At 73.3% G+C, this 12,362-nt stretch carries 12 protein-coding genes; 7 read left to right on the top strand and 5 right to left on the bottom strand.

Translation table 11 applies throughout. The annotated features are described in order from the left end of the window. Nucleotides 1–120 precede the first annotated feature (120 nt). The 4 genes from M4J07_RS03225 (at nt 121) to M4J07_RS03240 (ending at nt 1,958) form a co-directional block, all read left to right on the top strand. A complete protein-coding gene (locus tag M4J07_RS03225; protein ID WP_255966966.1) occupies nt 121–576 on the top strand; it encodes a hypothetical protein in 456 nt (151 codons plus the stop codon). 86 nt (nt 577–662) lie between these two features. Further along, on the top strand, nt 663–1,022 hold the full coding sequence (locus M4J07_RS03230; RefSeq protein ID WP_255966938.1) for a hypothetical protein: 360 nt from the start codon (nt 663–665) through the stop codon (nt 1,020–1,022). Between the two features lie 7 nt (nt 1,023–1,029). Beyond that, nucleotides 1,030–1,548, top strand: coding sequence for a hypothetical protein (locus tag M4J07_RS03235; RefSeq protein WP_255966940.1), 519 nt, complete (start codon nt 1,030–1,032; stop codon nt 1,546–1,548). Nucleotides 1,549–1,589: 41 nt separating this feature from the next. Continuing rightward, nucleotides 1,590–1,958, top strand: coding sequence for a peptidase inhibitor family I36 protein (locus M4J07_RS03240; RefSeq protein ID WP_255966941.1), 369 nt, complete (start codon nt 1,590–1,592; stop codon nt 1,956–1,958). Between the two features lie 23 nt (nt 1,959–1,981). On the opposite strand, the gene M4J07_RS03245 is transcribed toward M4J07_RS03240, so the two are convergent. Next, nucleotides 1,982–3,214, bottom strand: coding sequence for a GNAT family N-acetyltransferase (locus M4J07_RS03245; RefSeq protein WP_255966943.1), 1,233 nt, complete (start codon nt 3,212–3,214; stop codon nt 1,982–1,984). Between the two features lie 49 nt (nt 3,215–3,263). Then, nucleotides 3,264–3,842, bottom strand: a complete 579-nt coding sequence (locus M4J07_RS03250) for a sigma-70 family RNA polymerase sigma factor (protein ID WP_255966945.1) — start codon at nt 3,840–3,842, stop codon at nt 3,264–3,266. Nucleotides 3,843–4,021: 179 nt separating this feature from the next. Between M4J07_RS03250 and M4J07_RS03255 the strand changes: the two genes are divergently transcribed. After that, a complete protein-coding gene (locus M4J07_RS03255; RefSeq protein WP_255966947.1) occupies nt 4,022–4,987 on the top strand; it encodes a MerR family transcriptional regulator in 966 nt (321 codons plus the stop codon). Nucleotides 4,988–5,011: 24 nt separating this feature from the next. Here the strand turns inward: M4J07_RS03255 and M4J07_RS03260 are convergent, their stop codons facing one another. Next, entirely contained in the window at nt 5,012–6,379 is a 1,368-nt protein-coding gene (locus M4J07_RS03260) for a cryptochrome/photolyase family protein (protein WP_255966949.1), read from the bottom strand. Between the two features lie 227 nt (nt 6,380–6,606). On the opposite strand from M4J07_RS03260, the gene M4J07_RS03265 reads away from it, so the two are divergent. Next, nucleotides 6,607–7,053, top strand: a complete 447-nt coding sequence (locus M4J07_RS03265) for an ATP-binding protein (RefSeq protein ID WP_255966951.1) — start codon at nt 6,607–6,609, stop codon at nt 7,051–7,053. A gap of 145 nt (nt 7,054–7,198) precedes the next feature. On the opposite strand, the gene M4J07_RS03270 is transcribed toward M4J07_RS03265, so the two are convergent. Beyond that, nucleotides 7,199–8,068 carry a SigB/SigF/SigG family RNA polymerase sigma factor gene (locus M4J07_RS03270; protein ID WP_305127192.1) on the bottom strand — a complete coding sequence of 290 codons (870 nt, stop codon included), beginning with the start codon at nt 8,066–8,068 and terminating at the stop codon, nt 7,199–7,201. A 144-nt stretch (nt 8,069–8,212) separates the two neighbouring features. Between M4J07_RS03270 and M4J07_RS03275 the strand changes: the two genes are divergently transcribed. Then, the gene (locus tag M4J07_RS03275; RefSeq protein ID WP_255966956.1) at nt 8,213–9,598 is read left to right on the top strand and encodes an FAD-binding oxidoreductase; all 1,386 of its coding nucleotides are present in this window, start codon (nt 8,213–8,215) and stop codon (nt 9,596–9,598) included. Nucleotides 9,599–9,616: 18 nt separating this feature from the next. Here M4J07_RS03275 and M4J07_RS03280 read toward each other — a convergent pair whose 3' ends face one another. After that, nucleotides 9,617–11,956 (bottom strand): GH92 family glycosyl hydrolase, encoded by a 2,340-nt coding sequence (locus M4J07_RS03280; protein WP_255966968.1) that lies wholly within the window; start codon nt 11,954–11,956, stop codon nt 9,617–9,619. Nucleotides 11,957–12,362: the final 406 nt, after the last annotated feature.

Genomic DNA, 12,362 nt, shown 5'->3' on the forward strand with positions numbered 1-12,362 from the left:
ACATTGTTCGATGGCGACACATCGGGAAGCAATTCCCTTGATCGTCCCAGCCGTTGTGGTAGATCACCGGTCAATTGTCGGCCGGGTAATGATCAAAGGCGCCAGGCAATGGGGGAGATCGTGCACGACGAATTCCTGTGCCATGTCACCGCGTACGGAATCTGCGGCGGACAGCGCGTAGGGGTCCCGCTCGGCAGTTATCGCGCTCCGACCCTGCCCCTCGCCCTGTGGTGGCTGCGCGACCGCGCCACCTGGATCGCCGAACGGCTCGACCCGCGCCCCGAACTGCCCCACTTACCCGAGGGCGCTCTCATGCCCGTCTCCGAAGACACCCCCGACGTTCCCGCCCTGCTACGCGCCTGGTGCGCCGACGCCACCCGGCAGGAACTCGTCGCCGAGGAACTCGCGGGCGGCCGGCTGGTCCGCATCGCCACCCGCGACGACACCACCGAGTACGAACTCCTCGCCGAGTCCGTGGACGCCCTGCGCATGGCCCGCACCGTCCAGCGCGCCGCCGCCCCGCGCCGCGGACCCGCCCTCCGTATGACAGTCATGAGTAGTAACCGACACGGGTGAACCGCCGCCTGTACGGCGCTTACCTGCGCAAACGCTGGGGGAGTGTGGTCACGCACAGTGATCACCACGACCTCGGGGCCATCTGAATGAAGCGATTGTCAGCAACCCTCCTCACCCTCGCCGCCGCCGCTGCGGCGCTGGTGCCCGGCACCACCGGAGCCCAGGCCGCGTCCGGTCCCGGCCAGGTCTGCTTCTGGACCGAACCCGGCATGCACGGCCAGGCCTGGTGCTACGCGCCGCCCGGGTACGCCGAGGCGGAGAACGGCACACAGCGTCACGCCTACTCCTTCGAGTCCCGCGCCGGACAGAGCGTGTACGCCATCAGCTACACCGTCTCCAACTGCCTGTACCGCGAGATCAGGCCCGGCGACTACTCCGACAACTGGGAGTGGGCGCAGAAACTCGACGGCGTCGCCGACAACACCATGGGCTGCGAGCCGGGCTGACCAGGCCGTGCACCGTCGACCACGGCCGTGGGCCCTCGCCCTCGTCGCCGGCCTGCTCCTGCTCGCCGGCTGCGCACGACAGCCCGCGCGACCGGCCCTCTCGCCCGACGACACCATCAGGGCCGCCCAGCAGAAGCTCACCGACCGCTGCCTCACCCGCCAGGGCCTCACCCCGCCCCGGCCGGGCCGGCCCGCGGCGAGCCCGGCGCAGGAACAGCGCGTCGCCACCGCCCTGTTCGGCCGGCCGCCGGCCGAACTGACCCTGACCCTCGCGAACGGAGTCCCCGTCAGCGCCCACACCGACGGCTGCCTGGCCGCGGCCCAGCGCACCCTCTACGGCGACGAGAAGCGCTGGTTCCGCGCCTCGACCGTCGTCAACAACCTCAAGCCCGAAGCGGCCTACCGGAAGAGCAGCCTCGCCTCGGTACGGGCGCGACACCGGACCGAGCTCACCGACTGGCGCCGCCTGCGCGCCCACGCCCTGGACGCGTCCCGGCGCGTACTGGACACCACCGACCACCGCTGACCCCACGTCACCCGACGTACCCACCAAGGAGAAGCACGACCATGAAGCACCCCTTCGCCCTGCTCGCCGCCGCCGTCCTCGCCCTCGGCGGCGCCGCCGTCACCACCACCGCATACGCCGCCCAGTGCCCCAGCGGCGACTTCTGCGCCTGGACCGACGCCAACTACTCCGGCATGCGCTGGAACTGGTCGGGCGACGACCACGACTGGGAGGACGGCATCCAGGACGAGGACTCCTCCTGGGCCAACCACGGCATCACAGGACCCGGCATCAAGGACCACGTCCAGGTCTACGAGAACCCGGGCCTGATCGGTCTCGGCACGGTCTGTCTCGCCCCCGGACAGGAGATCCCGTCCGACGGCTGGGGCAACGACAGCGGCGACTCCCACACCTGGACCATGGGCTGCTGAACTCCCGCGGCGGCGACGGGCGTTCAGAACGCGTCGACCGTATGAGGCAGTAGCTCCGTGTGCAGCGCGGCGTCGAGCATCGACGCCGCGCCCGGCGTGTGCTCGGTGACGAGCCCGGCCCCGACCAGCGCACGCACCGGCGTGGCCCCCATGTAGGCCGACGCCAGGTCGCGGGCCTCCAGGGACAGATCGGGCGCGTCCCCGGTCGGCGCGTACGAGAAACCGTCCGGCGACGCGATCAGCCGGTAGGAACCCGCGTTCGCCGGCAGCCGCTCGTCGTGCACCGCGAGCACCACGTCCACCGGCGCCGCCCACCTGCGCGCCGCGAACGCCGCCCGGACGTCCACGAGGCGCACCCACAGCGCCGGGAACGACGCCGTCACCCGCACCTGGTCCCGGTCCGCCGCGAACAGCAGCAGCGGATCGTCCAGCGGGCGGCCCCAGGCCCGCACCCGGCCCGTCAGATCGATCGCCGTGAGATAGCTCCACAGAGCGGCCGCCACCTCCGCGGACTCCGCCTCCAGATCGTCGACCCGCACCAGACCGGGCGAGTGCGCGTCGTCGTCACCCGACTTCGTCCGGTAGATCGCGTACCCGGCGACCGGTTCGCCCAGGGCCACGACCCGGGGCGGCGACAACTCGTCGTCCTCCTCGTCCTTCTCGACCAGCCACTCCTCGCGCCACCACGCCTCCGTGCGGGCCTGCCGGCCGGCGCGGCGGGCGCGCGTCGCCTCGAAGAAGGGGGCGAGGGCCGCGGGCGCGGCCCCGGGGTCGACCAGCCGCAGCGGGCGCGCGTCGGGCGCCACGCGCAGTGCCAGCGGCCGCCGCGAGTCGATCTCCACGGTCGCGCCGTACGTCGCCGGACCGAAGCCGAACCGGCCGTAGATCGACGCCTCGGACGCCCAGAGCGCGACCAGCGGCGCGCCCTGCTCCGCGCATCGCGCGTACAGCTCGCCGATCAGCGAGGAGAGCACGCCGCGCCTGCGGTGCGTCGGCGCCACGGACACGAACGTCAGGCCGGGACACGGGAGTTCACCGCCGCCCGGCACCGAGAGCGAGAAGGGCAGGGCGGCCGCGAAGCCGACCAGCTCGTCCCCGTCGTAGGCGCCGATCCGCAGACAGCGGGCCAGCAGCTCCTGCTGGTGCCTGCGCTGCTCGCTCTCGGGCGACTCGTGGAAGACGAGATGGGCGAGGCGCAGGGCGCGCTCGATCTCGGACTCGGGGACGGCACGGATCTGGACGGAACGGGCGCTCATGATCATGAACCCTAACCGGGCGGCGGAGCGTACGCCCCGGGGCCGCGCCTCAGTGCTGCGGGGTGTGGTCCCGCAGCCGGTGGTGCAGCCGCTGCATCCCGCGCCGCGCGTGGCTCTTGACGGTGCCCAGCGGGAGACCGGTGCGCTCGGCGATCTGCGGCTGCGTCAGGTCCTCGTAGAACGCCAGCCGCAGGACGGTGCGCTGCGGCACCGGCAGCCGGGCCAGCTCCTGGGACACCAGGACCCGGTCGACCACCGCGTCGGCGTCCTCGCAGGGAGCGAACGGCCGGATCGCCGCCCGGTCCAGGAGCGCCGCCCGGCGGGTCCGCGCGGCGAGAGCGTCCGCGACGCGGCGCCGGGTGATCCCCGTCAGCCACGCCGCGGTGGAGCCGAGCTCCGGCCGGTAGCCCGACCTGCCCCGCCAGGCGGCGAGGAACACCTGCTGCGTGACGTCCTCGGCCTCCGCGCTGTCGCCGAGCCCGCGCCGGGCCAGCACCCTCACCAGCGGCGACCACCGACGGTAGACCTCGGCGACGCAGGCCGCGTCACCGCGGGCCATGCCCTGGGCCAGGACCGCCTCGGACGCCTCGCGCGCACCGGTGTCGCGCGACCGTACCGCTCTGCTCATCGGTGACTCGTCAACTCCTCTGCGCCTGCCCGTACTCGGTCGTCGCGCCCGATCGGTCTGCGGGTACGCGCCGATCGGAACCGGGCGGACCCGGTGGATCCCCGGTACGGAGCGGTCATCCTGGGAACAGCCGCGGCAGGACCGCGACTCGCATCGTTTGTGCGTCGTATCGTGGGCCGATGGACGAGCTCCCAGTCGGTACGGAACCGGGCACGGGCATCACCACCGGCGGTCTCGCGCGGCGGATCGGGGTGTCCCCGACGACCTTGCGCACCTGGGACCGCCGCTACGGTCTCGGCCCGGCCGACCGGTCGCAGGGCCACCACCGGCGGTGGACCGCGCAGGACGTCGCCGTGGTCGAGGAGATGTGCCGGCTCACCGCCGCGGGCCTCGCCCCGGCCGAGGCGGCCCAGCTCGCCCGCAAGCACCTGGAGGGCGCCCCGCCGGTCGTCGTGCCGGTGCCGCGGGCCGAGCCCGACCCGCCCCTGACGGCGGCCGCGCTCGAACGGGAGCACCGGGGGATCTCCCGCGCCGCCACCCGCCTCGATTCGCCCGCCGTGCAGACCCTGCTCACGGAGGCCGTGGCCCGGCACGGGCTCGTCGCCGCCTGGCAGGAGGTGATGGTGCCGGTGCTGCACGCGGTGGGCCGCAAGTGGGAGGAGGCGGGCGACCGGTACGTCGAGGTCGAGCACCTGCTGTCCTGGCACGTCTCGCGGACCCTGCACCGGGCGACCCCGGCCGAGCCGGTCGCGTCGCTGCCGCCGGTCGTCCTGGCCTGTGTCCCCGCCGAGCAGCACTGCCTTCCCCTGGAGGCTCTCGGTGCGGGACTCGCCGAACTCGGCGTGCCCCAGCGGATGTTCGGGGCGGCCGTGCCCGTCGAGGCCGTGGCCGCCGCCGTGCGCAGGACGGGACCGCGCGTCGTCGTGCTGTGGGCGCAGGCCCGGTCGACCGCGAGCCTGCCGCTGGCCCGGCACCTCGCCGACACCCGCTGGGGCGTGCGCGGCGCCCGGGTCAGGCCCGCCGTGATGCTCGGCGGGCCCGGCTGGGCGGGGCGCACCGCCGGGGGCACGCTGCGCCCGGCGACGCTGCCGGACGCCCTCGCCCGGATCCGGCGGCTCTACCCGGAGCTCACCGCCCGCACCTGACCGCCCGTCGGCCGGCGGACCCGCTCAGTTCAGTCCCCGTGCCGCCCGGAACCGGGCGAGCCCGTCCGCGAGCTCGACGACCGGGTCCGGATAGTCGTACGCGGCCCGGTCGAGGCCGGTCAGCTTCCACGGCTCGTGCACCGCGGCGCCGGACAGGCCGGCGAGTTCCGGCACCCAGCGGCGCACGTACCCGCCGTCGGGGTCGTACCGCTTGCCCTGGGTCACGGGGTTGAGGACCCGGTTGGGCCTGCTGTCCGTGCCGGTGCCCGCCATCCACTGCCAGTTGAGCTGGTTGTTCGCCACGTCCCCGTCCACCAGGAGCGACAGGAAGTACTGCGCTCCCACCCGCCAGTCCACGTACAGCGTCTTGGTGAGGAAGCTCGCCGCGAGCAGCCGGCCGCGGTTGTGCATCCAGCCCTCGTGCCGCAGCTGCCGCATCGCCGCGTCGACCACCGGGATTCCCGTACGGCCCTCCTGCCACGCCTCGATGTCGTGGCGGGCGGCCGCCGCCGAGCGCCAGTGGTCGCCCTGGGTGCGGTAGTCGTCGTGCGCGGCGGCGGGCCGTGCGGCCAGCACCTGGTGGTGGAAGTCGCGCCACGCGAGCTGCCGCACGAACGCCTCGGCGCCCGGCCCTCCGAGCTTCGCGGCCCGGTGCACCGCCTCGACCGGGCCGACCGTGCCGAAGTGGAGATCGGGCGAGAGCCGGGAGGTGACGTCGCCGGCCAGGTCGTCGTGGCCGTCCTCGTACCCGGCGATCCCGGACCGCAGCCAGGCCGTGAGCCGGGCGCGGCCCGCCCGCTCGCCGCCCTGGGCCAGCCCCGGCGAGGTGCCGGCCGGGCGCCGCGGGAGCGGCTCGGAGCCGACGCCGTCCGGGACCGTGATCGCGCGCGGCGCGTGGACCACGGCGCGCAGCGGCTGGGCCGACCAGTGCCGGTGGTACGGGGTGAACACCGCGAAGTGGTCCCGGCCCGCCGGGGTGAGCGCACCGGGCGGCACACAGGTCACCACCGCGTCGTGCACCACCAGGTCGCAGCCGCCGTCGCGCAGCGCGGCACGCAGCCGGTCCTCGCGGCGCTGGGCGTACGCGCTCACCCCGCCCGCCACGTGCACCGCGTCCGCGCCCGTCTCGGCCACCACCTTCGCGACCTCGTCGGCCACGTCCCCCGACCGCACCACGAGACGCCCGCCGCGCTCCCGCAGCGCCGCGTCCAGATCGCTCAGACAGTCCGCGAGGAACGCCTCCCGGTTCGGCGCCGGGAAACCGGTGGCCGTGATCCCCGTGTCCCGGACGAACAGCGGCACCACCGCGTCGGCGGCATCGAGGGCGGCCCGCAGCGGCGGATGGTCGTGCACGCGCAGATCGGAGGTGAACAGGACGACTCGGATACGCACGGCGCCACTCCTCGGCAGGACTCGGCAGGACTCGGCGGGACTCGGTGGGCAGGTCGCGGAACGGCCAGGGCGCACCGCGCCACCAGCTCTTCCGCCGCCGGGACGGGGTCGGATGCACCGGACGGCCAGTACGTCGACAGCTGACAGGACTGCACCGCCCGACGCGGGGTATCAGCATGGCTGCGGGGGCCTCTCCCATGGAGGCCGACCGGGCGAGAGAGACACGAATGACCGAGTATCTGGACGGGACAGTGATCCCAACGGGCTTCGACACACCAGTCGAGCCGCTGCGGCGGATGACCCATTACACCGGCGAAGCGGGGTGCATAGCTGATGCCCGCATGTTCGCCGCCGCGTTCCTGACGCAGTTGCGTCAGGAGTGGTGCGTCGCGGTCGACCGCCGCACCGAGGGCGAGGCGCTCCTCGTCGTGAGCGAGCTGATCACCAACGCGGACCGGCACAGCCCGGGACCGTACGTGCTGGAGCTGGAGGGGACGGCGGGCCAGATCACCGTCACCGTCTACGACAGCAGCGCCGCCGTGCCGCTGCGCTACCCCCGCGACCCGTCCCGGATCGGCGGGCACGGCATGGAGATCGTGGACGCGCTCGCCGACGTCACCGTCGAGCGGGTGCCGGTCGGCAAGCGCATCCGGGCCGTCATCACGCTGACCTGAAGGACGCCTGGGCCCAGCCCGTGAGCGGCCCGGTCCGTGCGGGGGCGTCCGGGCGAATTCCTCACCCGGACGCCCGGCCGGCCACCTCACTCAGGTCACTCGGGCGGAGTCCTCCGTCAGACCTCAGACGGACCGCAGACGGACCTCAGACGGAGTTCGCCTCCGCCAGCATCCCGGACTTCAGCCGGGCGATGAGCTGCTTGATGAGCCGGGACACGTGCATCTGGGAGTAGCCGAGCCGCTCGCCTATCTCCGCCTGGGTCAGCTCCTCCACGAACCGCAGGTGCAGCAGCCGCCGGTCCCGCTCGGGCAGCTTCGCCACGAGCGGCGCGAGCGTGTGGAAGTCCTCCACCAGCTCCATCGCCTCGTCCTCGACCCCGAGGAAGTCGGCGAGGGCCGCTTCACCGTCCTGGCCGTTGTCCGTGGTGAGCGCCGCGTCCAGGGAGGCGGACGAGTAGCCGTTCGACGCCAGCTGGGCCTCCACCACGTCCTGCTCCGGCAGGTCCATCAGCGTCGCCAGCTCCGCGGTCGTCGGATCCCGGTCCAGCCGGCTGCACAGCTCCTCGCGCGCCCTGGCCAGTTCGAGCCGCAGTTCCTGGAGGCGCCGCGGCACGTGCACGGCCCAGGTGGTGTCCCGGAAGAACCGCTTGATCTCACCGGTCACGTACGGCAGCACGAAGGAGGTGAACTCGACCTCGCGCGAGATCTCGAACCGGTCGATCGCCTTGATCAGACCGATCATGCCGACCTGGACGATGTCCTCCATGTCGTCCGCGCGATGGCGGTAGCGTCCCGCCGCGAAGCGGACGAGAGACATGTTCATCTCGATCAGCGTGTTGCGTGTGTACTGGTACTCCTCCGTGCCCTCCTCGCACTCGGCCAGCCGCCGGAAGAAGTGGCGCGAGAGTTCGCGCGCGTCCAACGGGGCCACCCGACTGGGATCCGGGATGTCGTGGGGAGAAACCTCAGCATCCGTGGTCCGGGTCGTAACCGCAGTGACGTGCGTCCCGCTCATGGTGGAGCCCACCGTCCCTCCCGCGCCGTGCTCCGGCGCAACGCTCTGTTCCATCATGGTGTTCCGGCGATTACCCGCGAACTCGCCGGTCATGCGGACAAGTTCTGGAGGTACGACATCAACACGGCAGACACAGCAGGCACGGTGCGCGAACTGGCCGCCGCGCTGCCCGGCAGCACCCTCGTCACCGACGCCGACGTACTGGCCTCGCTCGGCCACGACGACGCCGAGTGGGCGCCGACGGGCCGGGCGCTCGCGGCGGTGCGCGCCACGTCCGCCGACGAGGTGCAGGACGTGGTGCGCGCCTGTGCCGACCGGCGCATCCCGGTCGTCACGCGCGGCGCGGGCACCGGGCTGTCCGGCGGGGCCAACGCGGTCGACGGCTGTCTCGTCCTCGACGTCTCGCGGATGAACCGCGTCCTGGAGATCGACACGGAGAACCTGACGGCCGTCGTCCAGCCCGGCGTCGTCAACAACGACCTGAAGGCCGCCGTCGCCGAGCACGGCCTGTGGTACCCGCCGGACCCCGCGAGCGCCCCCTGGTCGACGATCGGCGGCAACGTGGCGACGAACGCGGGCGGCCTGTGCTGCCTCAAGTACGGCGTCACCCGCGACTACGTCCTCGGCATGGAGGTCGTCATGGGCGGCCCCGCGGGCCCCTACGGCAGCCGGGTCCGCCTGGGCCGGCGCACCACCAAGGGCGTCAGCGGCTACGACCTCACGAGCCTGTTCGTCGGCTCCGAGGGCACCTTCGGCGTCATCACGGAGATCACGCTGCGGCTGCGCCCGGCGCCCGCCGCGGAACCCCGCACGGTGGTCGGCGCCTTCGACAGCCTCGTCGCGGCCGGCGCCGCCGTCGCCCTCGTCACGAGCCGGGGCCTGGCGCCCGCCGCCCTCGAGCTGCTCGACCGGGCCTGCATGGAGGCCGTCGAGGACTGGAAGCACCTCGGCATCGAACCGGGTGCCGAGGCGATGCTGCTGGCCCGGCTCGACGCCCCGGGCGACGCGGGCGCGGCCGAGGCCGCCGCGGTCGCCGCCGCCTTCGAGGAGGCGGGGGCCCTGTGGGCCGAGCGGTCCACCGACGCCGTCGAGGCGGAAGCCCTCTTCGACGTGCGGCGGCTCGCCTATCCGGCCCTGGAGCGGCTCGGCCCGGTTCTCACCGAGGATCTGTGCGTGCCGCGCTCCGCCGTGCCCGAGATGCTCGCCACGATCGAGAAGATCGGCCGCAGGCACGGGGTGCGGATCGCCACCATCGCGCACGCCGGCGACGGCAACCTGCATCCGCTGCTGATCACCGAACCCGGCGACGAGGCGGCCCGCGTCGCGGCGCAGGCCGCCTTCGAGGAACTGCTCCAGGCGGCGATCGCCGCGGGCGGCACGGTCACCGGCGAGCACGGCGTCGGGCTGCTCAAGCGGGACGGCATGCGCAGCGAACTGGGGCCCGCCGTCTGTGCGGTGCAGAAGGCCGTGAAGCGGACCCTGGACCCGCTGGACCTGTTCAACCCGGGGAAGGTCGTCGGCGAGGACTGACCTTCCCCGGGCGGCGGGTCAGCGCGGCAGGCCCGCCGGATCGGTGGCCCAGCCGGTGTCCGGCCGGTCGGTCAGCCGGTACGCGAGCGTGCCACCGGTCCGCAGGAGGCCGGCGTCCGTCCACGAGCGGTCGAGGTCACGGCCGGTCAGCCGGACCCCGGCGACGTACGGACGCGTGGGGCAGGCGTCCGGGGCGTCGACCACGATGTCCGTGCGCCCCGGCCGGTCCACCACCGCGTGCGGGAACAGCGGGGTGCCGAGCAGCAGATCGGCGCTGCCCGGCGCCTTCGGGTACAGGCCGAGCGCCGAGAAGACGTACCAGGCTGACATGGTGCCGAGGTCGTCGTTGCCGGGCAGCCCCGAGGGCCCGGTCCCGTACACGGTGTCGACGATCTCGCGGACCGTGGCCTGCGTCTTCCAGGGCTGTCCGAGCGCGTTGTAGAGCCACGGCGCGTGGATGCCCGGCTCGTTCGTCGGGTCGTAGCGCAGGGCGTCGCCGCCCTTCACGGACCACGAGCCGTCGGTCCTGTGGAAGAACCCGTCGAGGCGGGCGGCCGCCGTCTCGCGGCCGCCCATCGCCGTGGCGAGCCCCTGCACGTCCTGCGGCACCATCCAGGTGTAGGTGGCGCTCGTGCCCTGGGCGAAACCGCGGTCGCTGCCCGGGTCGAACGGCGTCACCCAGGACCCGTCGAGATTGCGGGCCTGGACGTAGCCGGTCTCCGGATTGAAGACGTTGCGCCACCACGTGCCCCGCTCGGTGAACGAGGCGGCCTCCTCGTCCCTGCCGAGCAGCTTCGCCCACGCGCCGAGCGCGGCGTCCGCCACCGAGTCCTCCAGCGTCTCCGCGGCGCCGCCCCAGCAGTGGCAGACGTCCTGCGCCGCGTAGTGGGAGTTCAAGTACTGGGCCAGATTGGGCCGTTGACCCTCGCACTGCCCGGGACAGCCCTTGTCCGACAGGCCCGCGTCGCGCGGGACGGTGGCCTGCCGGGCCAGCGACTCAAAGGCGCCCTCGGAGTCGAAGTTGCGCACTCCCATCGCGTAGAACGTGGCGAGGGTGGCCGCCGACGGGTCACCGGTCATCACGTGCGTGGCGCCGTTGACGTGCACCCAGCGGTCCCACACCCCGTCGTTCTGCCCGGCGAAGTTGTAGAGGGACTGCGCGAAGTCGCCCGCGACCTTCGGTTTCAGCAGGGCGAGCAACTGGATCTGGGCCCGGTACTGGTCCCAGCCCGAGAAGTTGCTGTACTGCGCCCCCTGACCGCGCGCGAGGCGGTGCGGGGCGCCGTCCATGCCCGGATAGCGGCCGTCGGTGTCGCTGATGATGTTGGGCTGCATCAGCGAGTGGTACAGCGCCGTGTAGAACGCGGTACGCCGCGCCTCGGTGCCGCCCGATATCCGCACCGAATCCAGCTCGCGGTCCCAGTCGCGCCGCGCCTCGGCCGCCACGTCGTCGACGCTCGCCCGCGGCGCGATCTCCTCCCGCAGGTTCGCCTCGGCGCCCGCGAGGGACACGTACGAGATCCCGAGCCGCATGTGGACATCGTTGTCAGACGCCGTGTCGAAGCCGACCCAGCCACCCGAGCCGCGCCCCGCGCGGTCCGCGCCGGTCGCGTATCCCTCACCGCCGCCCCCGCTGGTCGACCCGGGCGAGAAGGTGGCGTCCCGCCAGGTCCCGTAGGAGGCGAAGGCCCGGTCGAACGAGGCGCTGAAGTGGAGCTTGTAGTAGCTCTTGCGGTTGTTCACGCCGCCGTTGGCGCGGCGCCCGCAGAACGCCCCGGTCAGCACCCAGCCGGTCACCTTGCGGTGCGCCCGGTCGATGTCGACGTGCGCGTCCTCGCTCCCGTTCAGGGAGTTGGAGGTGCGGAAGAGGAGCGAGGCGGCCTTGTCGGCGGGGAACGTGAAGTCGGCGACGCCGGCGCGGCGGCTCACGGACAGGTCCGCCGTCGCGCCCGAGTCGAGCCCGAGGGTGTACCGGCCGGGCACCGCGCGCTCGTTCGCGTGCGAGAAGTCCGAGGCGTAGAGCGCGTCCTTGGTGTCGGCCGACGGGGACGAGGTGACGTCCCCGACGAACGGCATGATCGGCACGTCGCCCGCGGCTCCCGGGTTGCAGCCGGCGCCGTTGACGTGGGTCAGGCTCAGGCCGCGGATGCGGGTGGTGCCGTAGGAGTAGCCGTTCGCGGCGCCGGTGCTGGTCTGGTCGCCGGTGGTGCTGGTCGGGGACCAGGCGATCATGCCGTACGGGCGGGTGGCGCCCGGGTAGGTGTTGCCGCCGTTGGCCGAGCCGATGAGGGGGTCGACCCAGGCGGTGGGCCGGGCGGGCGGTGCGGCGGCCGAGGCGAGGGGCGCCGCGAGGGTCATGGCGAGTGCGGTCGCCAGGCCGAGCGCCGCGGGTCTGCGGAGAGGTCTGTGGAGCCGGTGGAACACGTCGCGGAACCTTTCGGAGTCGGGACGGAAGCCGTCAAGGCGCCGCCGAGCGTAGTTCGTTGGGCCGCTCCGCGGGGGCGACCGTGCGCACCCTCGCGGTGAACGCCCGGTGAAGCCGTCCCTGCTTGGTGGGCCTTTTGCGCGCCGCGCCGGGAGAAATGAGGCATTTGTCTGTTTATCGGCTCTACGGTGCGGGGGTCGGTGTCCATGAGGGGGGACGCACAACGCGCCCCCACGTGGCGCGGGTTGGGATGTTCATGAGTGGTATCAGCCGCAGAGGCGCGGCCCGCCTGGGTCTGGGAGTCGGGATCGGCGCCGCGGCCGCGACGCTCGCCGGGTG

This window comes from Streptomyces longispororuber (genome assembly GCF_024448165.1).
Classification (GTDB): domain Bacteria; phylum Actinomycetota; class Actinomycetes; order Streptomycetales; family Streptomycetaceae; genus Streptomyces; species Streptomyces longispororuber_A.

Bases quoted from the DNA above. Each gene is read 5' to 3' on its own strand.
- M4J07_RS03250 (WP_255966945.1), bottom strand. From the start codon at position 3,842: ATGAGCAGAGCGGTACGGTCGCGCGACACCGGTGCGCGCGAGGCGTCC.
- M4J07_RS03270 (WP_305127192.1), bottom strand. From the start codon at position 8,068: ATGAGCGGGACGCACGTCACTGCGGTTACGACCCGGACCACGGATGCT.
- M4J07_RS03265 (WP_255966951.1), top strand. From the start codon at position 6,607: ATGACCGAGTATCTGGACGGGACAGTGATCCCAACGGGCTTCGACACA.
- M4J07_RS03280 (WP_255966968.1), bottom strand. From the start codon at position 11,956: ATGACCCTCGCGGCGCCCCTCGCCTCGGCCGCCGCACCGCCCGCCCGG.
- M4J07_RS03240 (WP_255966941.1), top strand. From the start codon at position 1,590: ATGAAGCACCCCTTCGCCCTGCTCGCCGCCGCCGTCCTCGCCCTCGGC.
- M4J07_RS03245 (WP_255966943.1), bottom strand. From the start codon at position 3,214: ATGAGCGCCCGTTCCGTCCAGATCCGTGCCGTCCCCGAGTCCGAGATC.
- M4J07_RS03230 (WP_255966938.1), top strand. From the start codon at position 663: ATGAAGCGATTGTCAGCAACCCTCCTCACCCTCGCCGCCGCCGCTGCG.
- M4J07_RS03255 (WP_255966947.1), top strand. From the start codon at position 4,022: ATGGACGAGCTCCCAGTCGGTACGGAACCGGGCACGGGCATCACCACC.